General features: G+C 71.6%; 20 protein-coding genes. 14 read left to right on the forward strand and 6 right to left on the reverse strand.

The genetic code is table 11. From position 1 onward, the window contains the following. Nucleotides 1–20: 20 nt before the first annotated feature. The gene (hpf, locus tag IEY71_RS15700) at nt 21–725 is read left to right on the forward strand and encodes a ribosome hibernation-promoting factor, HPF/YfiA family (protein WP_189086313.1); all 705 of its coding nucleotides are present in this window, start codon (nt 21–23) and stop codon (nt 723–725) included. 222 nt (nt 726–947) lie between these two features. Then, nucleotides 948–3,749: a preprotein translocase subunit SecA gene (secA, locus tag IEY71_RS15705; RefSeq protein WP_189086314.1), complete on the forward strand. Its 2,802-nt coding sequence runs from the start codon at nt 948–950 to the stop codon at nt 3,747–3,749. 90 nt (nt 3,750–3,839) lie between these two features. Here secA and IEY71_RS15710 read toward each other — a convergent pair whose 3' ends face one another. Continuing rightward, on the reverse strand, nt 3,840–4,283 hold the full coding sequence (locus tag IEY71_RS15710) for an Rv3235 family protein (protein ID WP_229781797.1): 444 nt from the start codon (nt 4,281–4,283) through the stop codon (nt 3,840–3,842). A gap of 179 nt (nt 4,284–4,462) precedes the next feature. Here IEY71_RS15710 and IEY71_RS15715 point away from each other — a divergent pair, with 179 nt between their 5' ends. After that, nucleotides 4,463–5,041, forward strand: coding sequence for a hypothetical protein (locus IEY71_RS15715; protein WP_189086316.1), 579 nt, complete (start codon nt 4,463–4,465; stop codon nt 5,039–5,041). Between the two features lie 101 nt (nt 5,042–5,142). Here the strand turns inward: IEY71_RS15715 and IEY71_RS15720 are convergent, their stop codons facing one another. After that, on the reverse strand, nt 5,143–5,436 hold the full coding sequence (locus tag IEY71_RS15720) for a helix-turn-helix domain-containing protein (protein WP_189086317.1): 294 nt from the start codon (nt 5,434–5,436) through the stop codon (nt 5,143–5,145). 159 nt (nt 5,437–5,595) lie between these two features. On the opposite strand from IEY71_RS15720, the gene IEY71_RS15725 reads away from it, so the two are divergent. The 4 genes from IEY71_RS15725 to bcp all read left to right on the forward strand — a co-directional run bounded on the left by IEY71_RS15725 (nt 5,596) and on the right by bcp (nt 9,545). Next, nucleotides 5,596–6,204 carry a hypothetical protein gene (locus IEY71_RS15725; protein ID WP_189086318.1) on the forward strand — a complete coding sequence of 203 codons (609 nt, stop codon included), beginning with the start codon at nt 5,596–5,598 and terminating at the stop codon, nt 6,202–6,204. After that, the gene (locus IEY71_RS15730; protein WP_189086319.1) at nt 6,204–7,460 is read left to right on the forward strand and encodes a CpaE/TadZ family protein; all 1,257 of its coding nucleotides are present in this window, start codon (nt 6,204–6,206) and stop codon (nt 7,458–7,460) included. The genes IEY71_RS15725 and IEY71_RS15730 overlap by 1 nt, the downstream gene beginning before the upstream one ends. A gap of 3 nt (nt 7,461–7,463) precedes the next feature. Continuing rightward, the gene (locus IEY71_RS15735) at nt 7,464–8,957 is read left to right on the forward strand and encodes a sensor histidine kinase (RefSeq protein WP_189086320.1); all 1,494 of its coding nucleotides are present in this window, start codon (nt 7,464–7,466) and stop codon (nt 8,955–8,957) included. Between the two features lie 111 nt (nt 8,958–9,068). After that, nucleotides 9,069–9,545, forward strand: a complete 477-nt coding sequence (gene bcp / locus IEY71_RS15740) for a thioredoxin-dependent thiol peroxidase (RefSeq protein WP_189086321.1) — start codon at nt 9,069–9,071, stop codon at nt 9,543–9,545. Between the two features lie 36 nt (nt 9,546–9,581). On the opposite strand, the gene IEY71_RS15745 is transcribed toward bcp, so the two are convergent. Beyond that, nucleotides 9,582–10,034 (reverse strand): hypothetical protein, encoded by a 453-nt coding sequence (locus IEY71_RS15745; protein ID WP_229781798.1) that lies wholly within the window; start codon nt 10,032–10,034, stop codon nt 9,582–9,584. 235 nt (nt 10,035–10,269) lie between these two features. On the opposite strand from IEY71_RS15745, the gene IEY71_RS15750 reads away from it, so the two are divergent. Beyond that, a complete protein-coding gene (locus tag IEY71_RS15750) occupies nt 10,270–10,518 on the forward strand; it encodes a WhiB family transcriptional regulator (protein ID WP_055859573.1) in 249 nt (82 codons plus the stop codon). A 98-nt stretch (nt 10,519–10,616) separates the two neighbouring features. On the opposite strand, the gene rsgA is transcribed toward IEY71_RS15750, so the two are convergent. Further along, on the reverse strand, nt 10,617–11,687 hold the full coding sequence (rsgA, locus tag IEY71_RS15755; protein WP_189086322.1) for a ribosome small subunit-dependent GTPase A: 1,071 nt from the start codon (nt 11,685–11,687) through the stop codon (nt 10,617–10,619). Next, nucleotides 11,684–13,045 (reverse strand): 3-phosphoshikimate 1-carboxyvinyltransferase, encoded by a 1,362-nt coding sequence (gene aroA / locus IEY71_RS15760; RefSeq protein WP_189086323.1) that lies wholly within the window; start codon nt 13,043–13,045, stop codon nt 11,684–11,686. Before aroA ends, rsgA begins: the two co-directional genes overlap by 4 nt. A 111-nt stretch (nt 13,046–13,156) precedes the next feature. Between aroA and IEY71_RS15765 the strand changes: the two genes are divergently transcribed. The 3 genes from IEY71_RS15765 to IEY71_RS15775 all read left to right on the forward strand — a co-directional run bounded on the left by IEY71_RS15765 (nt 13,157) and on the right by IEY71_RS15775 (nt 16,329). Beyond that, the gene (locus IEY71_RS15765; RefSeq protein ID WP_189086373.1) at nt 13,157–13,780 is read left to right on the forward strand and encodes a sigma-70 family RNA polymerase sigma factor; all 624 of its coding nucleotides are present in this window, start codon (nt 13,157–13,159) and stop codon (nt 13,778–13,780) included. Further along, nucleotides 13,777–14,031: a mycothiol system anti-sigma-R factor gene (rsrA, locus tag IEY71_RS15770; RefSeq protein WP_189086324.1), complete on the forward strand. Its 255-nt coding sequence runs from the start codon at nt 13,777–13,779 to the stop codon at nt 14,029–14,031. Before IEY71_RS15765 ends, rsrA begins: the two co-directional genes overlap by 4 nt. A 105-nt stretch (nt 14,032–14,136) precedes the next feature. After that, entirely contained in the window at nt 14,137–16,329 is a 2,193-nt protein-coding gene (locus tag IEY71_RS15775; RefSeq protein WP_189086325.1) for an MMPL family transporter, read from the forward strand. Between the two features lie 82 nt (nt 16,330–16,411). Here IEY71_RS15775 and IEY71_RS15780 read toward each other — a convergent pair whose 3' ends face one another. Beyond that, nucleotides 16,412–20,170 (reverse strand): multifunctional oxoglutarate decarboxylase/oxoglutarate dehydrogenase thiamine pyrophosphate-binding subunit/dihydrolipoyllysine-residue succinyltransferase subunit, encoded by a 3,759-nt coding sequence (locus tag IEY71_RS15780; protein WP_189086326.1) that lies wholly within the window; start codon nt 20,168–20,170, stop codon nt 16,412–16,414. A 146-nt stretch (nt 20,171–20,316) separates the two neighbouring features. Here IEY71_RS15780 and guaB1 point away from each other — a divergent pair, with 146 nt between their 5' ends. From guaB1 to IEY71_RS15795, 3 genes are all read left to right on the forward strand, one after another. Further along, on the forward strand, nt 20,317–21,756 hold the full coding sequence (guaB1, locus tag IEY71_RS15785) for a GMP reductase (RefSeq protein WP_189086327.1): 1,440 nt from the start codon (nt 20,317–20,319) through the stop codon (nt 21,754–21,756). A gap of 127 nt (nt 21,757–21,883) precedes the next feature. Beyond that, nucleotides 21,884–23,209 (forward strand): hemolysin family protein, encoded by a 1,326-nt coding sequence (locus IEY71_RS15790; RefSeq protein ID WP_189086328.1) that lies wholly within the window; start codon nt 21,884–21,886, stop codon nt 23,207–23,209. Next, complete coding sequence (locus IEY71_RS15795) at nt 23,206–24,243, forward strand: hemolysin family protein (RefSeq protein WP_189086329.1); 1,038 nt, start codon at nt 23,206–23,208, stop codon at nt 24,241–24,243. Before IEY71_RS15790 ends, IEY71_RS15795 begins: the two co-directional genes overlap by 4 nt. Nucleotides 24,244–24,283: the final 40 nt, after the last annotated feature.

Here is a 24,283-nt window from a genome sequence, read left to right on the forward strand (position 1 = left end):
GCCGGGAGATGGAGGCCGTAATGGAACTGAACATCGTCGGACGCAACCTTGGGGTCACCGATCGATTCCGTGCCTACGTCACTGAGAAGGCCGAGAAGGTCTCGCACCTCGCCGAGCGGGCGATCGCGCTCGATGTGAAGCTCGTGCGCCACAGCGAGAAGAACGGGAACCCGGGCCCCGACCGCGTCGAGCTCACGCTCGTCGGCCGCGGCCCCGTCGTCCGGGCGGAGGCGGACGGCAGCGACAAGTACGCCGCGTTCGACGTGGCGCTCGGGCGATTGCTCGAACGGATCAGGCGGGCGAAGGACCGCAAGAAGGTGCACCGCGGCGGCGCCCACCGGCACACCTCGCTGCGCGAGGCTGCGGACGCCGGGTTCGCCGGGGTCGGCGTGCAGGCCGCGGGCGCCGAAGTGCTCGAACGGGTCCGCACCGGCAGCATCCCGGTCGTCGAGGAGCAGGACGAGCACGGCGAGGACGAGGTGTACACCCCGGTCGTCATCCGCCGGAAGGTGTTCGCGTCCGCACCGATGACCGTCGACGAGGCCCTCTACTTCATGGAACTCGTCGGGCACGACTTCTACCTCTTCGTCGACTCCGAGTCGGGCCGGCCGAGCGTCGTCTACCGGCGCAAGGGCTGGGACTACGGAGTGATCGGCATCGACGAGCAGGCCGGCGCCGCCATCGACGACCCGGTCACCAAGGGTCGCGAGGCGGTCGCCTCCTAGCCGCACGATCGCGCGGGGCATCCGGTCGCCGGCCGGATGCCCCGCAGTCTGCACCTGGGGCTGCGATCTGGGCCGGCGGACGCACCGGTCGCGCCCGGCGCGCATCCGGCTCGTGTCCAGCTCGCTGCCCACTAGCATGGCTATGATGACCGTCTGCACAGGCGGCAGCGGGCGCGCCCTCCACCCGAGCGGGTGCGGCCGACGACACTGGGAGAGCATTTCGTGGCTTCGATTCTGGAAAAGGTCCTGCGCGTCGGCGAGGGCCGTACCCTCAAGCGTCTCGAGAACTACGCGAAGGCGATCAACGCCCTGGAGGACGACTTCAAGGACCTCAGCGACGAGGAACTGAAGCACGAGACGGTCGAGCTGCGCGAGCGCTACTCGAACGGCGAGTCGCTCGACGACCTGCTGCCCGAGGCGTTCGCCGCCGTGCGCGAGGCGTCCCGGCGCACGCTGGGCCTCCGCCACTTCGATGTGCAGCTCATGGGCGGCGCCGCGCTGCACCTCGGCAACATCGCCGAGATGAAGACCGGTGAGGGCAAGACGCTGGTGGCGACGACCGCGGCGTACCTCAACGCGCTCACCAGCCGCGGGGTGCACATCATCACGGTGAACGACTTCCTCGCGTCGTACCAGTCGGAGCTCATGGGACGCGTCTTCCGCGCCCTCGGCATGACGACCGGATGCATCCTCTCCGGCCAGACGCCGCAGCAGCGCCGCGAGCAGTACGCCGCCGACATCACCTACGGCACGAACAACGAGTTCGGCTTCGACTACCTGCGCGACAACATGGCGTGGCAGGCGTCCGACATGGTGCAGCGCGGGCACTACTTCGCCATCGTCGACGAGGTCGACTCGATCCTCATCGACGAGGCGCGCACGCCGCTCATCATCTCGGGCCCGGCCTCGGGCGAGGCGAACCGCTGGTTCACCGAGTTCGCCCGCCTCGCGGAGCGCCTCGTCCCCGGCGAGGACTTCGAGGTCGACGAGAAGAAGCGCACCGTCGGCGTGCTCGAGCCCGGCATCGAGAAGGTCGAGGACTACCTCGGCATCGACAACCTCTACGAGTCGGCGAACACGCCGCTCATCTCCTTCCTGAACAACTCGATCAAGGCGAGGGCCCTGTTCAAGAAGGACAAGGACTACGTCGTGATGAACGGCGAGGTGCTCATCGTCGACGAGCACACCGGCCGCATCCTCGTCGGTCGTCGCTACAACGAGGGCATCCACCAGGCGATCGAGGCGAAGGAGGGCGTGCAGGTCAAGGCCGAGAACCAGACCCTCGCGACCGTCACCCTGCAGAACTACTTCCGCCTCTACTCGAAGCTCTCGGGCATGACCGGTACGGCCGAGACCGAGGCCGCCGAGTTCATGTCGACCTACAAGCTCGGCGTGGTGCCGATCCCGACGAACAAGCCGATGCAGCGCATCGACCAGCCCGACCTCGTGTACAAGAACGAGGAGTCGAAGTTCGCGCAGGTCGTCGAGGACATCGTCGAGCGGCACAAGAACGGACAGCCGGTCCTCGTCGGCACGACCAGCGTCGAGAAGAGCGAGTACCTCTCGCGCCTGCTCGCGAAGAAGGGCGTGCGCCACGAGGTCCTGAACGCGAAGAACCACGCGCGAGAGGCCGCGATCATCGCGCAGGCGGGCCGCCACGGCGCCGTCACCGTCGCCACGAACATGGCCGGTCGAGGCACCGACATCATGCTCGGCGGCAACGCCGAGTTCATCGCGGTCCAGCGGATGCACGAGAAGGGCCTGTCGCCCGTCGACACGCCCGAGGAGTACGAGGCCGCCTGGGACGACGTCTTCGCCGAGGTCAAGCGCGAGGTCGACATCGAGGGCGAGAAGGTCCTCCAGGCCGGCGGCCTCTACGTGCTCGGCACGGAGCGGCACGAGTCGCGACGCATCGACAACCAGCTCCGCGGTCGTTCGGGGCGTCAGGGCGACCCCGGCGAGAGCCGGTTCTACCTCTCCCTCACGGACGACCTGATGCGGCTCTTCAACGCCGGCGCGGCCGAGAGCATCATGGCCCGGGGCGTGCCCGACGACGTGGCCATCGAGTCGAAGGTCGTCTCCCGGGCCATCCGCTCGGCGCAGTCGCAGGTCGAGGCCCGCAACGCCGAGATCCGCAAGAACGTGCTGAAGTATGACGACGTCCTGAACCGGCAGCGCGAGGCGATCTACTCCGACCGCCGGCACATCCTCGAGGGCGACGACCTGCACGAGCGCACGCAGGCCTTCCTCGAGAACGTCATCGACGAGGTCCTCGACCAGCACACGGCCGAGGGCAACCCCGACGAGTGGGACCTCGACGCGCTCTGGACCGAGCTGAAGACGCTCTACCCGATCGACATCACCATCGACGAGGTCGTCGCCGAGGCAGGCGAGAAGGGCCGGGTCAACCGCGACTTCATCCGACGCGAGATCCTCTCCGACGCGAAGCTCGCCTACCAGCGCCGCGAGGAGCAGCTCGGCAGCCCGGCGATGCGTGAGCTCGAGCGCCGGGTCGTGCTCTCGGTGATCGACCGCCGCTGGCGCGACCACCTGTACGAGATGGACTACCTGAAGGACGGCATCGGCCTGCGCGCCATGGCGCAGCGCGACCCGCTGGTCGAGTACCAGCGCGAGGGCTACGCCATGTTCCAGCAGATGATGGGCTCGATCCGCGAGGAGACCGTCGGCTTCCTGTTCAACCTCGAGGTCGAGGTCGCGCAGCAGGGCGGCGTCGCCGGGCCGAACATCGAGGCGAAGGGGCTCGGCCGTCAGGCGACCCCCGAGGAGAAGCTCAGCTACACCGCGCCGAGCGACTCGGGCGAGGCCGAAGTGCGGAACCAGCGCGGTCAGCTGCAGCAGGCGGCGACGCAGCGTCTCCGTCGTGCGGTCGCCGAGTCGCAGAGCGAGGGGGCCGGCGACGCACCCGCACAGGGCGGCGCGCGCGGCGCCTTCGGGCAGGCCACCGGCGAGGCCTCCCCGCAGAACCGGGCCGAGCGGCGCGCCCAGGACCGCAAGGGCCGCTAGGGATCACGAGACGAGGGCCGCGCATCCGAGGATGCGCGGCCCTCGCCGTGTCCACGCCTCGTGCCCGGCCGGGCCGTCGGCGGGACGCGTTCAGAGCACGCCGAGCACGGATGCGCGCCACCGGGCATCGAAGCCCTCGAGCCGGATGACGATGGCGCGAGTGCGGGGACGCTGGTGCACGAGCACGACCGCTTCGACCACGCCGTCGGCGGGTTCACTGGCCCGGATCGTGCCGATCGCGAAGACCGGGCGCTGCGGGCGTGCGCCGCGCACGCGGCGGGCACGTGCGGCGAGGGCGACCCGCTTCTCGAGCCCGCGGTAGACATCGTCGGTGACCCAGCGCGCGAGCTGCTCGAGCTCCCGCGCCCCGGCGAGCGCCTCGACGACGCAGTGCGCGAGGTTGCGAAGCACCGGCATCGGATCGGGGAGCTCGGCCCGGCCGGCCGGTTGCGGACCGAAGAAGTCGTCGCGGTCGAACGGGACGTGGTCGTGGAAGGGCTCGGCGGGCTGCGCCGATTCGAAGTGGGGGACCATGCTGCTCCTGGATCGTGGCGATCGCCGAGCGCAGCCCGACGACCGGATCACCCCCGAATGGGGGAGGAGGGGGACCCGTGCTTGAACGCTAGACGGGGCCTGGAATCCCTGTCAAGCGAACGGCGGCCCTGTGGAGAGTCTCAGGTGGCCTCGCGGACGGGCGGACTATGGTCGCCGGCATGCGGTTCGAACGGCTCATCGACGACCTCGCGGCGCAGATCGATCACGAGCAGCGCGAGGAGGAGCGGGCCCTCGCGCTCGAGGAGGAACGCCATCGGCTCGGTCGGCTCTCGCTGCGCGAGCGGATGCGCGCGCTGCACGAGGCCGGGCGGCCCCTGCGCTGCGAACTCGTCGACGGACGCACGCTGTCGCTCGGCTTGACGTCGTTCGGTCGGGACTGGGTGGCGGCGCGACCGGAGCCACCGGGACTCGGGCAGTTCATCGTGCGCATCCCCGCAATCACGGCGATCCTGGCGGATCGGGACGATCTCACGGCGAGCCTCGTGGCCGTCCCGGAGCCGCCGACGGCGCTCGCCGCGCGCATCGGGTTCGGCTTCGTCCTCCGTGATCTCGCGCGCCGCCGTGCGCCCGTCCTCGTGCACGGGGTCGGCGGCGCGAGCTGGCACGGCACCATCGATCGCGTCGGCGGCGACCACCTGGAACTCGCCGTTCATCCGGCGGGCACGCCGCGGCGGGAGGTCGAGGTCAGGGCGTATCGGCTGGTGCCGTTCGAACGGATCTCGACGGTCGCGTTCTGAGCGTTCCGTCGGCTCGCGGGCCGACCGGGGATCGTCGAGCCATTGGCATCCCGAAGTGATCCAGTGGTGGTTTCGGCCCGCGCGGCGAGTGCCGAACGAGCTCAGTCGACCGGGTGAACCCCGCCGCGGCGCACGCCGGAGAGCTCCGCGAGGGTCGCGAACTCGCCCTCGTTCCAGGCTGCGTGACGACGGGCGGTCTCGTACTGCTCGTCGATCCAGACCTCGAGCTGCGCGCGTTCGACGCGCCAGGGGCCGTGCTCGCCGACCCGGATGGCCGGCAGCTCGCCGGAGCCGATGAGGGCGTCGACGACGCCCACGTCGACGGCGAGGAGCTCCGCGGTATCGGCGAGGGTCAGGAACCGCCCGAGCTCGCCAGTCGATCCAGGTGAGGTCATGCCCTCGATTATCGACCCGGCGGGCGTCGAACGTGCGGTCTGTGGATAACTCCGGGCAAGCAGTCGGCGCCGTGGCGACGATGGGGTGACCGGGCGGGGATCGTGGTGCCGTCGGCGAACGCCGGCACCGGCCGCGCGAACGAAGGAGTAGGAGAACGAATGGGCTGGCGCGCTCGACGGGGGAGAGGCATCGACCTCAGGCTGGCGGTGGGCGTCGTGCTCGTCGTCGGATCGGTGCTGGGCGTCTGGGTGATCGTGGGCGGACTCGATCGCTCGGTCGAGGTCTACACGGCGCGCGACACCATTCCGGCGGGCTCGAAGCTGGAGCTCGACGGGCTCCAGCGCGTCCGGGTCGTCCTCGGCGAGCACACGGCGCGGTACCTGTCCGCCGAGACCGTGCCGCCGGCCGGCGCCGTACTGACCCGCACCGTCGGGTCTGGCGAGCTCATCCCGGTCGAGGCGATCGGCTCGGCCGCCGACGACGCCGTCGCGACGGTCGTCGTGCCGAGCCGTGGTGCGCTCCCGGCCGAGGTGGAGCCGGGCAGCGTGGTCGACGTCTGGGTGGCCGGTGCGATCGAGCGCGGGTTCGAGCCTCCCGTCGTGCTCGTGCCGGGTGCGGAGGTCGTGTCCGTGCTGGCGGTCGACTCGCCCGGCGCCGACGGCCCGCTCGTCGAGCTGCGGCTCGACCGCGAGCGTCTGCCGCTCCTGCTGGAGTCGCTCTCCGCCGGAGACGCGATCGACCTCGTCCCCGCGCGGCGAGCGGCCTGATGGTCCGGCTCGCCGTCGCACTCTCGCCGGAGCTCGAGCGCCGGCTGCTCCCGGACGCGATGGAGCACGGGCATCAGCTCGTCGCGCGCGCGAGCAGCTGGGCCGAACTGCGCGCCGGCTTGGGCGAGCACGCCCCCGACGTCGTCCTCGTCGGCGCCGGTGCGGGCACCTTCGACCGAGCGCTGCTGACCGCCTGCGATGCCCTCGGCATCCGGGTCATCGCGCTCGCCGACGACGACCGGCAGCGCGCCGCGGCACGGTCGACCGGCCTCCACGAGGTGCTCGGCTCGCAGCTCGGCTGGTCCGAGCTCGAGCCCGTCGTCGTCGGGCTCGCCGCGCCGGATGCCGAACCGCCGGGCCCGTCGGCGGTTCGGACGATCGCGGTCTGGGGGCCGGCCGGCGCACCGGGGCGCACGACGATCGCCGTGAACGTCGCTGCGGAGCTGGCGGCGGCCGGCGGGCGGGTCGCGCTCATCGACGCCGATCCGTACGGCGGGGCGACGGCGGCCGCCCTCGGGCTCCTCGACGAGACGCCGGGGTTCGCCGCGGCGTGCCGGCTCGCCGGCATGGGAGCACTCGACCGCGCCGAACTCGAGCGACTGGCGCAGCCGTGCACGACGAGCGGCGCGCAATTCGACGTGTTCACGGGGCTCATCGGCGCCGCCCGCTGGCCGGAGCTCGGCGCCGAGCGTGTCGCGACGGCGATCGCGGCGATCTCGGCGCAGGCCGACACGGTCGTCATCGACACGGGCTTCAGTCTCGAGCGCGACGAGGAGCTCACGAGCGACCAGTTCGCGCCGCGGCGCAATGCCGCGACGTTCGCCGCGCTCCAGGCCGCCGACCGGGTGATCGCCGTCGGGCTCGCCGATCCGCTGGGGCTCGGCCGTCTCCTCCGGGGCTGCGCGGAGCTCGCGGAGCACGTCGACCCGGCGCAGATCGACGTGCTCGTCAACCGCGTCCGCCCCGGGGCGCTCGGCTTCGACGCCTACGGGCAGGTTCGGTCGACGCTGCACCGGCTGGGCGGCATCGAGCGGGCGTGGCTCCTCCCGCAGGACGTCCGTGGGGCCGACGCCGCCATCCTGCGGGCGCGGGCGCTCCGAGACGCAGCGCCCCGCTCGGCCCTCGCCACGGCGGTTCGCGAGTACACGGCGGAGCGGCTCCTCGGCGGCAGGGGCGAGCCGGGCGCGCTCGGCGACGGCGCGCCCGGAACACGACTCCTGGATCGCGTGCGACGACGTGCGCCGCACTACGCTTGAACCGTGTCGACCCTCAGTGAACTCGTCCTCGCCCAGGGCCGCAGCAGTCAGGCCGACGTCGACTGGCTGCACATGCTCGTCGGCGACCTGCAGCTGCTCGCCGATCTCGCCTTCGCCGACATCGTGCTGTGGGTGCCGTCGGGTGACGACGACTTCGTTGCCGTCGCGCACTCGCGCCCGTCGAGCGCCGCGACGCTCTTCTACCGCGACTTCGTCGGCCAGCGCATCAAGCCCCAGTGGCGGGACCTCGTCACCCAGGCCTACTCGAGCGCGGAGATCATCGATTCCTCCGCGCCCGACTGGTACGAGGAGATGCCCACCCGGGTGCGCGCGGTGCCCGTCATGAGGCGGCTCGCGGAGTCGAGCACCGCGGTCGCGCCCGAGCCGGTCGCGGTGATCACCCGGCACACGAACCTCGGCGCGACGCGCACGCCGAGCCGCCAGGAACTCACCTTCAACGACTGCGCGGGCGAGCTCTTCCAGATGATCGCCTCCGGCGACTTCCCCGACCTCGGTGCGCCGACCGGCCCGCGCCGGGGCGCCCCGCGCGCCTCCGACGGGCTCATCCGCCTCGACGTCGACGGCGTGACGACCTTCGCGAGCCCGAACGCGCTGTCGGCGTTCAACCGCATGGGCTTCGACGACGAGCTCGAGGGTGAGTCGCTCGCCGATGTCACGACGCGGCTCCTTGCCGGCAAGCTCGTCATCGACGAGTCGCTTCCGCTCGTGGTCACCGGCCGCGCACCCTGGCGCACGGACGTCGAGTCCCGTGGCGTCACGGTCTCGCTCCGGGCCATCCCGATCCGGCGTAAGGGCGCGCGCATCGGCGCGATCGTGCTCACCCGCGACGTCACCGAGCTCCGCCACCAGGAGCAGGAGCTGATCACCAAGGACGCGACGATCCGGGAGATCCACCACCGGGTCAAGAACAACCTGCAGACGGTCGCGTCGCTGCTGCGCATCCAGGCGCGCCGCACCCACTCCGACGAAGCGCGCGAGGCGCTGACCCAGGCGATGCGCCGGGTCGGCGCCATCGCCGTCGTGCACGACACGCTGTCGACCGGGCTCTCGCAGAACGTCGACTTCGACGAGGTGTTCGACCGCGCGCTGCTGCTCGTCGCCGAGGTCGCCGCCGCCCACAACACGACGGCGCACCCGAAGCGGTCGGGCAGCTTCGGCGTGCTCCCGAGCGAGTACGCGACCCCGCTCGCGCTCGCGCTGACCGAGCTCGTCACGAACGCGGTCGAGCACGGCCTCGCCGGCCAAGTGGGCGAGGTGGAGGTCGTCGCCGACCGATCCGAGCAGCTGCTCACGGTGCAGGTGCGCGACACCGGATCCGGGCTCCCGGAGGGGCGCGTCGGTGAGGGGCTCGGCACGCAGATCGTGCGCACGCTCATCCAGGGCGAGCTCGGCGGAACCATCGACTGGCACACGGTCGTGGGCACGGGCACCGAGGTGACCATCGAGGTGCCGCTGCGCTGGATCGCGCCGGCCTGAGCTGGCGCGCCGCCGACGAGCCGCCGGTGGTGGCTGGGCATCCGGTGCCGGGGCGGCCAGCGGGGCATCCGGCGCGGGGCGGCACGGCGGAGGCGGCCTACCATGGTCGGTATGAACGATGCACGACTCGCCCCCGGCGATCTCGCCCCCGACTTCACGCTCGACGACCAGGACGGCACCCCGGTGACGCTCTCGTCGCTCCGCGGCGGCAAGGTGGTGCTCTACTTCTACCCCGAGGCGATGACCCCGGGCTGCACGACCGAGGCGTGCGACTTCCGCGACAGCCTCAACTCCTTCAAGGCCGCGGGCATCCGGGTGCTCGGCGTCTCCAAGGACGAGGTCGAGAAGCTCAAGCGCTTCGCCGAGCGGGACCGGCTGAACTTCACCCTCCTCGCGGACCCCGACCTCGCCGTCCAGCAGGCCTACGGCGTCTGGGGCGAGAAGTCGCTCTACGGCAAGATCGTCGTCGGCTCCATCCGCTCGACGTTCGTCATCGACGAGGAAGGCCGCATCGCGAAGGCCTTCTACAACGTGAAGGCCACCGGGCACGTCGCGCGCATCCGCCGCGAGCTCGGCCTCGACGGCTGAGCCACCGCCGCACACCGCCGGGGCGGCGCCGGAAGCTCAGTGCTCCGGCGCCGCTCCGGCGTTGCCGTAGGCGCGGCGCACCGACGGGGCGAGCATGAGGACCACGACGACGATCGCGGGGATGAGCAGCGCCCAGCCGATGTCGGGGCGGGCGAACAGCCCCTGGAAGGCGCCGGCGGCGACCGACACCTGCAGCACCTGCCAGACGATGGCGCCCGCGCGGGACCATCCGGCGCGGCGGATCGAGGCGACGGCGACGGCGGCGGTGAACACGGCGCCGATCGCGACCAGCACGATGAGCGCGACCGCGGTCGCGTAGGACGATGGGGCGAGGGTCAGCAGGTCGACGACGAGCCAGACGAGCACGCCCGCGACGGCGAGCGCCTCGAGCACGAGCAGCACGTTCACGATCGCGAGCGCCGCGCGGGGGACCCCCTGATCAGCGGGAGGTTCCTCGGCTGAGGCGGGGCGGTCGGAGCTCTGATTCACAGCGATATCCCATACACGGCTATTGATTCGACCCCGTCGCTATGCCACGATTTACAAGGCCGAGTTGATGCTCACAGGGTGGTGAGCCGATCAATCATGATCCTACTTCCCGAGACTTGGCTTTCCCCCCGCAACACCGCCACCGAGTTCGTGCGCACAGGAGTACGTACGAACGAAATGGCCGCGCGAGAGCGCGCGAGTGTGACTGCGACGAGTAGCAACAAGGAGCATCTCCATGGATTGGCGCGACAAAGCCGCCTGCCTCACCGCCGACCCCGAACTGTTCTTCCCGGTGGGGAACACTGGTCCGGCCGTCGACCAGATCGAGAAGGCGAAGGCGGTCTGCGCCCGTTGCACGGTCACCGAGATCTGCCTGCAGTACGCCCTCGAGACCGGTCAGGACTCGGGCGTCTGGGGCGGCCTCAGCGAAGACGAGCGCCGCGCCCTGAAGCGCCGCGCCGCTCGCGCCCGCCGCGCCGGCTGAACGCCGCGACACGACCTCCATCGAGCCGAGGCCGGACGACACCACCCCGTCCGGTGCTCGGCTCGATCAGTGTCTGCAGCGATCAGTGTCCGTAGCGATCAGTGCGCGCCGCGGTCGGCGCCGCCCGGCGCGGTCGAGAACGTCTCCAGCAGTCGCTGCAGCGAGTCCAGCCGGGCGAGACCCGTCTCGTCGAGCTCGCCGTCGGCCGCGGCTTCGTTGAGCGCGCAGTCCGGCGCGTCGGGCAGATGGGTGCACCCCCTGGGGCAGCGCTCCGCGATCTCGGCGAGATCGGTGAACGAGCGCAGGATGTTCGCGGGGTCCACATGCCCGAGGCCGAACGAGCGCACGCCCGGCGTGTCGATCACCCAGCCGTCGCCGTCGGATGCCTCGAGGCGCAGCGAGACCGTCGACGAGGAGGTGTGCCGGCCGCGACCGGTGACGTCGTTCACCCGCCCGGTGGCGCGCTCCGCGCTCGGCACGAGCGCGTTCACGAGCGTCGACTTGCCGACGCCCGAGTGCCCGACGAACACCGTGCGATGGCCCACGAGGGCCGCACGGATCTCGTCGAGGGGCATGTCCTCGGCGGCGGAGCGGAACACGGGCAGCTCGAGGCCGGCGAAGCTCTGCAGGAACGGCTCGGGGTCGGCCAGATCGGTCTTCGTGATGCAGAGGAGCGGCGTGATGCCGGCGTCGTAGGCGGCGACCAGGTAGCGGTCGACGAGCCGCGTGCGCGGCTCGGGGTTCGCGGCGGCGACGACGACGAGCATCTGATCGGCGTTCGCCACGATGATGCGCTCGACGGCGTCGGTGTCGTCGGCGCTCCGCCGCAGCAGGCTCGTGCGCTCGCCGATGCGGACGATACGAGCGAGCGTCCCCTCGTCGCCCGTGGTGTCGCCCACCACGTCGACGAGGTCCCCGGTCACGACGGACTTGCGCTTGAGCTCGCGCGCCCGCGCGGCGGTCACCTCGCGCTCGTCGGGGCCGCCCTCCTCGAGCAGCACCGTGTAGCGGCCGCGGTCGACGCCGAGCACGCGGCCCTGCACGGCGTCGGCGTGCTCCGGGCGCTGCTTCGTGCGCGGCCGGCTTCCGCGGCGGCTCGGACGCACCCGGACGTCGGATTCGTCGAACTCGGGCTCGTCGTCCTCGTCGTCGGCGTCCCACCAGCTCATCGCAGCAGCCCGCCCCAGAGCTCGGGGAACTGCGGCAGCGTCTTGCCGGTCGAGGCGATGTCGTCGATGACGACCCCGGGCACCGCGAGGCCCACGATCGCGCCGCTCGTCGCCATCCGGTGGTCGGCGTAGGCGCGCCAGGCGCCCTCGTGCAGCGGCACCGGCTCGACCAGCAGGCCGTCGTCGAGCTCGGTGACCCGACCGCCGAGGCCGTTCAGCTCGGCGGCGAGCGCGGCGAGCCGGTCGGTCTCGTGGTGGCGGATGTGGCCGATCCCGGTGAACGTCGACGGGCCGTCGGCGAAGGCGGCGATCGCGACGAGGTTGGGCACGAGTTCGCCCGCCTCGCCGAGATCGAGCTCCACGGCGCGGATGCCGCCCGCCGCCGCGCCCGGAGCGCGGACGGTGAGCCGCTCGCCGCTGCGCTCGACCGCGGCGCCGAAGCGTGGCAGCAGCGTCTCGAGCTGGGCGCCGACCTGCGTGGTGGCGTCGGGCCATTCCGTGATCGTCACCTCGCCGCCCGCGACGAGCGCGGCGGCCAGGAACGGCGCGGCGTTCGAGAGGTCCGGCTCGATGTCGACGTCGACGGCGGCGATGGGGCCGGGCGCCACGACCCAGCGGCCGGGCTCCGGCGACTCGACGACGACGCCCCGCCGGGCGAGCGCCGCGACCGTCATCTCGATGTGCGGCATGCTCGGCAGTCGCTCGCCGGTGTGCCGGAGGTCGAGCCCCTGCTCGAAGCGCGGCGCCGACAGCAGCAGCCCGGAGACGAACTGGCTGGACGCCGAGGCATCGATCTCGAGGGCGCCGCCCGCGATGCGGCCGGTGCCGTGCACGGTGAACGGCAGCGTGCCGCGGCGGTCGTCGTCGAGGTCGACGCCGAGCCCCTTCAGGCCGTCGATGACGCCGGACATCGGCCGCCGCCTGGCGGCCTCGTCGCCGTCGAAGGTCGTCGGCCCGAGGGCCAGCGCGGCCACCGGCGGCACGAACCGCATGACGGTGCCGGCGAGGCCGCAGTCGACGGTGGTGGAGCCGAGCAGCTCCTCGGCGGGGGTCACGCGCAGATCGTCGCCGAAGCCGCCGCGGCCGGGCAGGCGCTCGAAGCCCACGCCGAGCGCCGAGAGTGCCTCGATCATCAGTTCGCTGTCGCGCGACCAGAGCGGAGCGCGCAGCACCGAGGGGCCCTCGGCGAGGGCGGCGAGCACGAGCTCGCGGTTCGTCAGCGACTTCGAGCCGGGGACCGAGAGCGTCGCCTGCAGCGGCCGGCTCGCGGTGGGCGCGAGCCAGCCCGGGTCGGGCTCGGTGCGGCGCGCGTCGCCGTACGGGTCGAACTCGGGCTCGGAATATGGCGTGATCTGCATCGGTTATCAACAGTAGCGTCCGTGCGGGCGCGGGAGGAGAGGGTGCAGGTGAGCCTCGCACTGCTGGAGCGGACGACGGCCGAGCGGGTCGACGATCTAGGATGGCCGGTGATGACCGGTGATGAGATCGACGAGCCCATGGTCGAGGCCGAGCGCCCGCTGGGCGAGCTGTTCGAGGAGCAGGCGCTGCCCTTCATCGATCAGCTGTACGCCGCCGCGCTGCGGATGACGAAGAATCCCGCCGACGCGCAGGACCTCGTGCAGGAGACCTTCGTGAAGGCCTACGCCGCGTTCGCGCAGTTCAAGCAGGGCACGAACCTGAAGGCGTGGCTGTACCGCATCCTCACGAACACCTTCATCAACACCTACCGCAAGAAGCAGCGGGAGCCCTACCAGGGCACGATCGACGAGCTTGAGGACTGGCAGCTCGGCGGCGCCGAGTCGACGACGGCCGCGACGAGCCGCTCCGCCGAGGCGGAGGCGATCGACCACCTGCCCGACAGCGCCGTGAAGGACGCGCTGCAGGCGCTCCCCGAGGACTTCCGACTCGCCGTGTACTTCGCGGACGTCGAGGGCTTCTCCTACCAGGAGATCGCCGACATGATGAACACCCCGATCGGGACCGTGATGAGCCGCCTGCACCGTGGCCGGCGGATGCTTCGCGAGTCCCTCGCCGACTACGCCCTCGAGCAGGGCATCCAGTCGGCGGCCAACCCCACCAGGAGCAAGAAATGAACGACTGCGGCTGCGACAAGGCGCGGGCCGAGCTCGAGGAGTACCTGCACAACGAGCTCTGCAGCGAGGATGCCGCCGACATCCGTGCGCACATGGAGAACTGCCCCGAGTGCTCCGGCGAGCTGAAGGTCGGCATCACCATCACCGAGGTCGTGCAGCGGGCGTGCCGCGAGAGCGCCCCCGACGAGCTCCGCACCGTCGTGCTCACGCGGATCCGCGAGATCCAGACGCACGCCGTCTTCGCCGACTGAGCCGAGTCGGCCCCACGGCGCACGCCAGGCCGAGTCGCGCCCGCACGCGGCCAACCTTTCGATGGACGCGCGGCGGGGCGCCCGCGGCCTAGCGTCGAGAGCATCATGAACGATGCAGAGCTTCGACCCGTCCGCTCCGGAGTGCCGCGCTGGCTCCGCGTGCTGCTGCCCGCCGTCCTGATCCTGCTGTGGACCGCCGCGTTCGGCGTCGGCGGTGCCTCGTTCGGCGCCATCTCCGAGGTGCAGACGAACGATCAGACCCAGTTCCTGCCCGCGAGCGCCGAGGCCACCGAGGTGCAGTCCCTCGAGGAGGGCTTCCGCACGGGCGACGAGGTGCCCGCGATCGTCGTCTACGCGAGCGACGACGGCGCGAAACTGGACGCCTCGGCCCTCGCCGAGATCGACGACGTCCGGGGGCTCGTGGCCGGCGTCGACGGCGCGGGGGAGACCTCGCCGGTCATCCCGTCCGAGGACGGTGCCGCGGCGCAGTTCGTCGTGCCGGTCGACTCGGGCGCGGAGGGCGGGGTCGACGAGGTCGTCGGCGGGGTGCGGGAGCTCGTCGCCGAGCACCCGGTCGACGGCGTCACGAGCGCGGTCACGGGGCCCGCCGGCTTCACCGCCGACCTCGTCGCCGCCTTCGCCGGCATCGACGGCCTGCTGCTCGCGGTCGCGCTCGCCGCCGTCTTCGTGATCCTCGTGATCGTCTACCGCTCGCTCCTGCTGCCGTTCATCGTGCTCTTCACGAGCCTGTCGGCGCTCTGCGCCTCGGTGTTCGTCGTCGTCTCGCTCGCACGCAGCGGCGCGCTGCTGCTGAGCGGCCAGACCCAGGGCATCCTCTTCATCCTCGTGATCGGCGCCGCGACGGACTACGCGCTGCTCTACACCGCGCGCTACCGCGAGGCGCTCGAGTCCGAGCCCGGCAAGTGGGCGGCGACGACGACGGCGCTCCGCCGCGCGTGGGAGCCGATCGTCGCCTCGGGCGGCACGGTGATCGCGGGACTCCTCATCCTGCTGTTCAGCGAGCTCAACTCGAACAAGGCGCTCGGGCCGGTGGCGGCCATCGGGATCGTCGCGGCGCTGCTCGCCGCGCTCACGCTGCTGCCGGCGCTCCTGCTCTGGGCGGGCCGGGCGGCCTTCTGGCCGCGCAAGCTGCACCGTCCGGATGCCTCGGCCGACGGCGCCGCCGCGGAGCCCGAGCTGCCCGCCACGGGCCTCTGGGCGAGCCTCGCGCGCCTCGTGAGTCGCCGGCCCCGGCTCGTCTGGGTGCTGTCCGTGCTGCTCCTCGCCGGAATGTCGCTCGGTCTCGCGAGGCTCGACGCCGACGGGGTGCCGTCGAGCGAGTTCGTGCTCGGCCAGTCCGAGGCGCGCGACGGGCAGGCACTCCTCGCCGAGCACTTTCCGGGCGGCTCCGGCGCGCCCGCCGCGATCGTCGGCCCGGAGGACGAGCTGCAGGCGATGGCCGACACCGCCCTCGCGACGGAGGGGGTGGCGAGCGTCGCGGTCGTCTCCGCCGACTCGCCCTCGGGCACGGCTCCCGTGACGGCGGACGGCATCGGCGCGTTCGGCCCGCCCGGCACGCCGGCGCCGGAGCCCACCGTCGTCGACGGGCGGGTGCTGCTGCAGGCGACGCTCGACGACGCCCCGGACTCGGCGGCGGCCGAGCAGACCGTGCGGGAGCTGCGCGACGCGCTCGACGCGGTGTCGGCCGACGCGCTCGTCGGCGGCCCGACGGCGGTGGCCCTCGACACGAACGAGGCGGCGATCGCCGACCGCACCCTCATCATCCCGCTCGTGCTCGCCGCGATCCTCCTGATCCTGATGCTGCTGCTGCGCGCCGTCGTGGCGCCGCTGCTGCTCATCGCGAGCGTCGTGCTCTCGTACACGGCGGCGCTGGGCGTCTCGGCCTGGGTGTTCGAGGGGATCTTCCACTTCCCGGGCGCCGACCCCAGCGTGCCGCTGTTCGGCTTCGTCTTCCTCGTCGCCCTCGGGGTGGACTACAACATCTTCCTGATGACCCGGGTGCGCGAGGAGTCGCTGCGCTTCGGGGCCCGGGAGGGCGTGCTGCGGGGCCTCCGCCTCACCGGCGGGGTCATCACCTCCGCGGGCCTCGTGCTCGCGGCGACGTTCGCGGCGCTGGGGGTGCTGCCGATCCTCTTCCTCGCGCAGATCTCCTTCATCGTCGCGTTCGGTGTGCTGCTCGACACCTTCCTGGTGCGCACCCTGCTCGTGCCCGCGCTCGCGTACGACCTGGGTCGGTCCATCTGGTGGCCGTCGAAGCTCGCGCGCGGGGCGCGCTGAGCCGGCGCGGTTCCGCTCACCGGAACGCGGAAGGGGCGCGGATGCCGAGGCATCCGCGCCCCTTCGGCGCATCGCTCGTGAGCTACAGGCTGAGCGCGCGCTGCACGAGCTCGCTCTGCTCGGCGGCGTGCCGCTTCGCGGAGCCGGTCGCCGGGGAGGCCGCGGCCGCCCGCGAGATGACCCGCACCTCGCGCGGCCCGAGCTTGTTCGTCTCGATGATGAAGTACGGCCAGGCGCCCTGGTTCTCCGGCTCGTCCTGCGCCCACACCAGCTCGGCGTTCGGGTAGGAGTCGGCGACGGCCTTCAGCTCGCCGGCGGGCAGCGGGTAGAGCTGCTCGAGGCGGACGAGGGCGATCTCGGGGTTCGGCGACTTCTCGAGCTCCGCCGCGAGGTCGTAGTAGAGCTTGCCGGACATGAACACGACCCGCTTGACGGCGGACTTGTCGGTGATGCGCGCATCGTCGATCACCGGCTCGAAGCGGCCCTGCGTGAAGTCGGCCACCTCGCTCGTGGCGCCCCGGAGGCGGAGCATCGCCTTCGGGGTGAAGACCACGAGCGGCCTGCGCGGCCGCGCGTAGGCCTGGCGGCGCAGCAGGTGGAAGTACGACGCCGGCGTCGAGGGACGGGCGACCGTCATGTTGTTCTCGGCGCAGAGCTGCAGGTAGCGCTCGATGCGGGCGCTCGAGTGGTCGGGGCCCTGGCCCTCGTAGCCGTGCGGGAGTAGGAGCACGACGCTCGAGCGCTGGCCCCACTTCTGCTCGGCCGAGGAGATGAACTCGTCGATGATGGTCTGCGCGCCGTTCGCGAAGTCGCCGAACTGCGCCTCCCACGCCACGAGCGTGTCGGGGCGCTCGACCGAGTAGCCGTACTCGAAGCCCATCGCCGCGTACTCGCTCAGCAGCGAGTCGTAGACGTAGAAGCGGCCCTGGTTCTCGGCGAGATTCATGAGCGGCAGCCACTCCTGGCCGTTCACCCGGTCGTGCATGACCGCGTGACGCTGCACGAAGGTGCCGCGGCGGGCGTCCTGACCGGCGAGGCGCACCGGGGTGCCCTCGAGCAGGAGCGAGCCGAAGGCGAGCAGCTCGCCGAAGCCCCAGTCGATCTTGCCGTTGCGGCTCATGTCGACGCGCTTCGTGAGCAGCTGCTGGATCTTGGGGTGCACGGTGAAGCCGTCGGGCTTGTTGCCGAAGGCGTCGCCGACGGCGTGCACGACCTCGAGCGCGACGCCCGTCGTCTCGAGCTCGCCGCTCGCGGGCTCGGGTTCGGCGACGGACTCGGTGGCCCCGATCACCGGGATGGCGCCGGTCTGCGCCGCGTGCGTCTCGGCGAAGGCCCGCTCGAGGCGGTCCTGGAAGTCGCGGTGCGCGTTCTCGTACTCCTCCTCGGTGATGTCGCCGCGGCCGACGAGCGCCTCCGTGTAGAGCTTGCGCACGCTGCGCTTCGCCTCGATGAGGTTGTACATGAGCGGCTGCGTCATCGAGGGGTCGTCGCCCTCGTTGTGCCCGCGCCGGCGGTAGCAGATGAGGTCGATGACGACGTCGCGCTTGAACTCCTGGCGGTAGCGGAACGCGAGCTCCGCGACTCGGACGACCGCCTCGGGGTCGTCGCCGTTCACGTGGAAGATCGGCGCCTGGATCGTCTTCGCCACATCGGTCGAGTAGATCGAGGAGCGGGCGTCGCCCGGCACGGTGGTGAAGCCGACCTGGTTGTTGATGTTCACGTGGATCGTGCCGCCCGTGCGGTAGCCGCGCAGCTGCGACATCTGCATGGTCTCGACGACCACGCCCTGGCCGGCCATCGCCGCGTCGCCGTGGACGAGGATCGGCAGGGTCGAGAAGGTGCCGATGGGCTTGCGGTCCTGCTTCGCGCGCACGATGCCCTCGAGCACGCCGTCGACCGCCTCGAGGTGCGAGGGGTTCGCAGCGAGCGAGACGGGGACCTGCTGGCCGCCGTCGGCGGTGAAGGTGCCCTCGGTGCCGAGGTGGTACTTCACGTCGCCCGAGCCCTGGCCGGCGGTCGCGCCCTCGAACTCGCGGAACACCTGGCCGTAGGTCTTGCCGGCGATGTTCGTGAGCACGTTGAGCCGACCGCGGTGCGCCATGCCGATCGCGACCTCGTCGAGGCCCGCCTTCGCGGCGCCCTGGAGGATCTCGTCGAGCAGGGCGATGACGGACTCGCCGCCCTCGAGGCTGAAGCGCTTCTGGCCGACGTACTTCGTCTGCAGGAAGGTCTCGAACGCCTCGGCCTCGTTCAGCTTGCCGAGGATGCGCATCTGCTCGTCGTGGGTCGGCTTCTCGTAGGGCCGCTCGACCTCGTTCTGGATCCAGGCGCGCTGCACCGGGTCCTGGATGTGCATGTACTCGATGCCGATGGTGCGGCAGTAGGAGTCGCGCAGGACGCCCAGGATGTCGCGGAGCAGTGCCTTGCGCCGGTCGCCGAAGCCGCCGGTGACGAACTCGCGGTCGAGGTCCCAGAAGGTGAGGCCGTGGCTCGCGATGTCGAGGTCGGGGTGTGTGCGCTGCACGTACTCGAGGGGGTCGGTGTCGGCCATCATGTGGCCACGCACGCGGAACGCATTGATGAGCTCCTGCACGCGGGCGGTCTTGTCGATCGCGCTCGCGACGTCGACCGCGATGTCCGGCGCCCACTGGATGGGCTCGTACGGCAGGCGGAGGGCGGCGAAGATGCCCTCGTAGAAGCCGCGCTGACCAATCAGGAGCTCGTGCACCTTCTTCAGGAACTCGCCGGAGCCGGCGCCCTGGATGACGCGGTGGTCGTAGGTCGAGGTGAGCGTGATCGTCTTGCCGATCGCGAGGTTCGCGAGCGTCTTCTCGCTCGCGCCCTGGAACTCGGCGGGGTACTCGAGGGCGCCGGCGCCGATGATGCAGCCCTGGCCCTTCATGAGCCGCGGCACCGAGTGCACGGTGCCGATGCCGCCGGGGTTCGTCAGGGAGATCGTGCCGCCCTGGAAGTCGTCGGCCTTCAGCTTGTTCTGCCGGGCCCGCGAGACGAGGTCCTCGTAGGCGGCGAGGTACTCGTTGAAGGTCATCGTCTCGGCGCGCTTGATGGCGGGGACGAGGAGGGCGCGGGTGCCGTCGGGCTTGGGCAGGTCGATCGCGATGCCGAGCCCGACGTGCGCGGGCTTCACGAGGGAGGGCTTGCCCTCGACCTCGGCGTAGTAGACGTTCTGGCTGGGGAACTCCTTGAGCGCCTGGATCAGCGCCCAGCCGATGAGGTGGGTGAAGCTGATCTTGCCGCCGCGGGTGCGCCGCAGGTGGTTGTTGATCACGATGCGGTTGTCGATCATGAGCTTCGCGGGGACGGTGCGCACGCTCGTCGCGGTGGGAACGGTGAGCGAGGCGTCCATGTTCGCCGCGAGCGTCTTCGGCATGCCCTTGAGGGTCACGACCTCGTCCTCGCGCTCGGAGGCGACGACGGGCTGCGGGCTCGTGACGGGCACATCGGCGGGGACAGGCTCGGAGCGCGGCGCCCGGGAGGTGGTGCGCGCCGCCGGCGTCTGCCCGATGACGGGCGTCGGCGTGGTCGGGGTGGGCACGGCGCCGTTCGCCGGCGCGGCGGGGGCCGCTGCGCCGTTCGTCGCGGCCTGCGCGGCCGGCGGCGCGGGTGCGGCGGAGGCCTCGGCCGCGGGGGCCGGTGCGGCGGCGGCGCGCTCGGCGGTCTTCGAGCGGTGGTAGTGCTCCAGCACCGGCCGCCAGGTCTCGTCGACCGAATCGGGGTCGGCGAGGTACTTCTCGTACATCTCGTCGACGAGCCATTCGTTGGCTCCGAATTCGCCCGACGCCGTCTCTTCGGCACCCGCCCCGGTCAATTGGCTCGACACAGCCTCTCGCCCACTCTCTCCGTTGATGAAAGGATTCCGCGGAGATCGGACCGGCCGCGCTCGCGACCGCGCCCCGATCACCCACCCAAGCCTAAACCCGTTGCGGCCCGGCCGAGGACGCCGCGCCTGGCAGTACCGTGGGAGCCATGGAGTTCTACCGCACGGCGCCCACGCACGACCTGACGTACTCCGACGTGTTCCTCGTCCCGAGCCGTTCGGCCGTGCCGAGCCGGCTCGACGTCTCGCTCGCCCCCGACGACGGCTCCGGCGGCTCGATCCCCGTCGTCTCGGCGAACATGAACTCGATCACGGGCCCGCGCCTGGCTGCGACGCTCGCCCGTCGCGGGGGCATCGGCGTGCTCCCGCAGGACCTGCACCTGCAGGACCTTGCAGAATCCATCCGCTGGGTCAAGGCCCAATCCGCGAGCTTCGACATCCCGCACCGCTTCTCGCCGGACCAGACCGTGGCCGACGCCCTCGTCGCCCTGCCCGCCGCGGCCGGCCACGGTCTCGTGCTCGAGGACGAGCACGGCGAGTTCCGCGGCTGCATCCTGGCCGAGCGCCTCGCCACCGCGCTGCCCGACGCGCGGCTCGGCGACCTCGTGCACGGCGGCAGCGCGGCGCTCGACGCCGACGACGTCGACACCGCGCGCCGCGCCTTCGACCTCATGGTCGAGGCCGAGCTCGACTTCGCGCCCGTGCTCCGGCACGGCAAGGTCGTCGGCACCCTCAGCCGGCGCAGCGCGCTCCGCGGCACCATCTACGAGGCGAACGTCGACGGCGACGGCCGGCTCCGGGTGGCCGCCGCCGTCGGCATCAACGGCGACGTCGAGGCGAAGGCGCGTGCGCTCGCCGCGGCCGGCGTCGACATGCTCGTGCTCGACACGGCGCACGGCCACCAGGAGGGCATGGTCGCCGCGGTCCGCCGCGTGCGCGACCTCGAGCTGGGGCTGCCCATCGTCGCGGGCAACGTCGTCACCGAGCAGGCGGTGGCCGACCTCGTCGAGGCCGGCGCCGACGTGCTGAAGGTCGGCGTCGGTCCCGGCGCGATGTGCACGACCCGCATGATGACCGCCGTCGGCCGCCCGCAGTTCTCCGCCGTGCTGGAGACCGCGGAGGCGGCGGCCGGCCTCGGGGCGAAGGTCTGGGCCGACGGCGGGGTGCGCTACCCGCGCGACGTCGCGCTCGCGCTCGCCGCGGGGGCCGCGTCGGTGATGATCGGCTCCTGGTTCGCCGGCACGATCGAGGCGCCCGGCGTGCTGCGCTCCGACGCCGACGGCCGGCTGTACAAGGAGAGCTGGGGGATGGCCTCCACGAAGGCCGTGCGCGAGCGATTCGACCGGCTCTCGCCCTATGAGCTCGCCCGCAAGGAGCTCTTCGCCGAGGGCATCTCCTCCTCGGCGATCTACCTCGACCCGCTCCGCCCGTCGCTCGAGGACCTGCTCGACATGATCACCTCCGGCGTGCGCAGCTCCTTCACCTACGCCGGGGCGCGCTCGCTCGCCGAGTTCCGCGACCGGGCGCTCGTCGGCATCCAGTCCGCGGCGGGCTACGAGGAGGGCAAGGCGCTGCCGGTCAGCTGGTGACGGATGCGGCGGCTTCCCAGTCTCGGAGCGGGACGCCGCCGATATACTGGCCGCACCATGGACGAACCTCCTTCTGCGACTCCGCCCGGCCATAGACCCTCGCCCGTGACGCGTCGGGGAGGTGCCCGTGTCTGAGTGGATTCTGCTCGGCATCGGTGTGCTTCTCACGATCGGCACGGGCTTGTTCGTTGCGAGCGAGTTCGCGCTCGTCAACCTCGATCGCGCCGACCTCGAGGCGCGTCGCGCCAGGGGTGAGACCCGCTTGGGCCTCACCATCCAGGCGCTGAAGATCACCTCCACCCACCTCTCGAGCGCGCAGCTCGGCATCACGCTGACGACGCTGCTCACGGGCTACACGATGGAACCCGCGATCTCCTCGCTGCTGGCGGGGCCGCTCACCGCGATCGGGCTCCCCGAGGAGCTCGTGCGGCCCGTCGGGGCGACGACCGCCGTCGTCATCGCGACATTGCTGTCGATGCTCGTCGGCGAGCTCGTGCCGAAGAACTTCGCGCTCGCGCTGCCGCTCGCGACGGCGAAGGTCGTCATCCCGTTCCAGACCGCGTTCACCTGGGTCTTCCGACCCGCGATCGCGGTGCTGAACGGCAGCGCGAACGCGGTCATCCGCTCCTTCGGCATCGAGCCGAAGGAGGAGCTCTCCGGCGCCCGCTCGGCCGAGGAGCTGAGCTCGCTCGTGCGCCGCTCGGCGAGCGCCGGCGTGCTCGAGCAGGACACGGCGACACTGCTCGGCCGCACCCTGCGTTTCTCGGGGCACGACGCCTCCGACGTGATGACGCCGCGTCCGCGGCTCGCCGCGGTGCAGCGGCTGGAACCGGCGGAGGCCGTGATCGAGCTGGCCCGCCAGACCGGCTTCTCCCGCTTCCCCGTGTACGACGAGAACCTCGACGACATCGTCGGCGTCGTGCACGTGAAGCAGGCCGTGGCCGTGCCCCGAGAGCGCCGCGGCGAGGTGCCGACCTCGGCCCTGCAGTCCGACGCGCTCCGGGTGCCGGAGACGATGAAGCTCGACTCGCTCCTCGGCGAGCTGCGGGCGCGCGGGTTCCAGATGGCGGTGATCGTCGACGAGTACGGCGGCACCGCCGGGGTCGCGACGCTCGAGGACCTCGTGGAGGAGCTGGTCGGCGAGGTCGCCGACGAGCACGACCGCACGCGCGCGGGCATCGTGCGCCGCGGCGACGAGATCAGCTTCCCCGGCATTCTGCGCCCCGACGAGCTCGAGGAGCGCACCGGCATCCGCGTTCCCGAGAACGGCGACTACGAGACGGTCGCCGGCTTCATCACGGCCTCCCTCGGGCGGCTGCCCGCCGTCGGCGACGAGGTCGAGATCGACGAGGGCCGGCTCGAGGTGCGCAGACTCGACGGCCGCCGCGTCGACCGGGTGAGGTTCATCCCGACCCCGCTCCCGACGGCCGATGAGGAAGGGGGCGAGCGATGAGCGACTGGGCCGGACTCGCCTGGCTGTTCGTGCTGCTGCTCGCGAACGCCTTCTTCGTGGGCGCCGAGTTCGCCGTCATCTCGGCGCGGCGCTCGCAGATCGAACCGCTCGCCGAACAGGGCAAGCGCAGCGCCAAGACCGCCCTGTGGGCGATGGAGCACGCGACGCTCATGCTCGCGATGAGCCAGCTCGGCATCACGATCTGCTCGCTGTTGATCCTGAACGTCTCGGAGCCGGCGATCCACCACCTGCTCGAGATCCCGCTGGCCCTCACCGGCTGGAGCGAAGAGGTCATCGGCACCGTCGCCTTCATCATCACGCTGGTGCTCGTGAGCTACCTGCACGTGGTGTTCGGCGAGATGGTGCCGAAGAACCTGTCGTTCTCTGTGCCGGACCGCGCGGTGCTGCTCCTCGCCCCGCCGCTGGTGTTCATCGCGCGCGTGCTGAAGTTCGTGATCGTCGCGCTGAACGCGACGGCCAACGGGGTGCTGCGGCTGTTCGGCGTCGAGCCGAAGAACGAGGCGAACTCGACGTTCACGCTCGACGAGGTGCAGACCATCGTCGACCAGTCCCGCCGCGAGGGCGTGCTGGACGACGCGAGCGGCACGCTGAGCGCGGCGTTCGAGTTCACGACGAAGCGCGTCTCCGACGTCGCAGTGCCGATGGACTCGCTCGTCAGCCTCCCGCCGGGGGCGACCCCGCGCGACGTGGAGCGCGCGGTCGCCAAGCACGGCTTCTCGCGCTACGTCATCCTCGGCGCGGACGGCGAGCCCGACGGCTACGTGCACCTGAAGGACGTCATCGACCTCGACGACGACGAGTTCGACGACCCGCTTCCCGCGAAGCGCGTGCGCCGGCTGGTGTCGGTCTTCGACGGCACCGAGGTCGAGGACGCGCTGTCGACGATGCGCCGGCTCGGCACGCACGTCGCCCGCGCCTTCGATCGGGAGGGCGCGACGACGGGGGTGGTGTTCCTCGAGGACATCATCGAGGAACTCGTCGGCGAGGTGCAGGACGCGACCCGGCGGGGCTGACGCCACCGCGACTGAACGGCGACCCCGCGGAGGCGGGGTC

This window comes from Agromyces mediolanus, from assembly GCF_014648575.1.
In the GTDB taxonomy this organism is placed as follows: Bacteria; Actinomycetota; Actinomycetes; order Actinomycetales; family Microbacteriaceae; genus Agromyces; species Agromyces mediolanus.

What these genes read in the sequence shown, in the direction of transcription:
- IEY71_RS15720 (WP_189086317.1), bottom strand. Translation starts at nt 5,436, where the DNA reads ATGACCTCACCTGGATCGACTGGCGAGCTCGGGCGGTTCCTGACCCTC.
- IEY71_RS15765 (WP_189086373.1), top strand. Translation starts at nt 13,157, where the DNA reads ATGACCGGTGATGAGATCGACGAGCCCATGGTCGAGGCCGAGCGCCCG.
- IEY71_RS15750 (WP_055859573.1), top strand. Translation starts at nt 10,270, where the DNA reads ATGGATTGGCGCGACAAAGCCGCCTGCCTCACCGCCGACCCCGAACTG.
- IEY71_RS15795 (WP_189086329.1), top strand. Translation starts at nt 23,206, where the DNA reads ATGAGCGACTGGGCCGGACTCGCCTGGCTGTTCGTGCTGCTGCTCGCG.
- rsgA (WP_189086322.1), bottom strand. Translation starts at nt 11,687, where the DNA reads ATGAGCTGGTGGGACGCCGACGACGAGGACGACGAGCCCGAGTTCGAC.
- IEY71_RS15710 (WP_229781797.1), bottom strand. Translation starts at nt 4,283, where the DNA reads ATGGTCCCCCACTTCGAATCGGCGCAGCCCGCCGAGCCCTTCCACGAC.
- IEY71_RS15725 (WP_189086318.1), top strand. Translation starts at nt 5,596, where the DNA reads ATGGGCTGGCGCGCTCGACGGGGGAGAGGCATCGACCTCAGGCTGGCG.
- IEY71_RS15775 (WP_189086325.1), top strand. Translation starts at nt 14,137, where the DNA reads ATGAACGATGCAGAGCTTCGACCCGTCCGCTCCGGAGTGCCGCGCTGG.
- rsrA (WP_189086324.1), top strand. Translation starts at nt 13,777, where the DNA reads ATGAACGACTGCGGCTGCGACAAGGCGCGGGCCGAGCTCGAGGAGTAC.
- aroA (WP_189086323.1), bottom strand. Translation starts at nt 13,045, where the DNA reads ATGCAGATCACGCCATATTCCGAGCCCGAGTTCGACCCGTACGGCGAC.
- hpf (WP_189086313.1), top strand. Translation starts at nt 21, where the DNA reads ATGGAACTGAACATCGTCGGACGCAACCTTGGGGTCACCGATCGATTC.
- IEY71_RS15715 (WP_189086316.1), top strand. Translation starts at nt 4,463, where the DNA reads ATGCGGTTCGAACGGCTCATCGACGACCTCGCGGCGCAGATCGATCAC.
- bcp (WP_189086321.1), top strand. Translation starts at nt 9,069, where the DNA reads ATGAACGATGCACGACTCGCCCCCGGCGATCTCGCCCCCGACTTCACG.
- IEY71_RS15730 (WP_189086319.1), top strand. Translation starts at nt 6,204, where the DNA reads ATGGTCCGGCTCGCCGTCGCACTCTCGCCGGAGCTCGAGCGCCGGCTG.
- guaB1 (WP_189086327.1), top strand. Translation starts at nt 20,317, where the DNA reads ATGGAGTTCTACCGCACGGCGCCCACGCACGACCTGACGTACTCCGAC.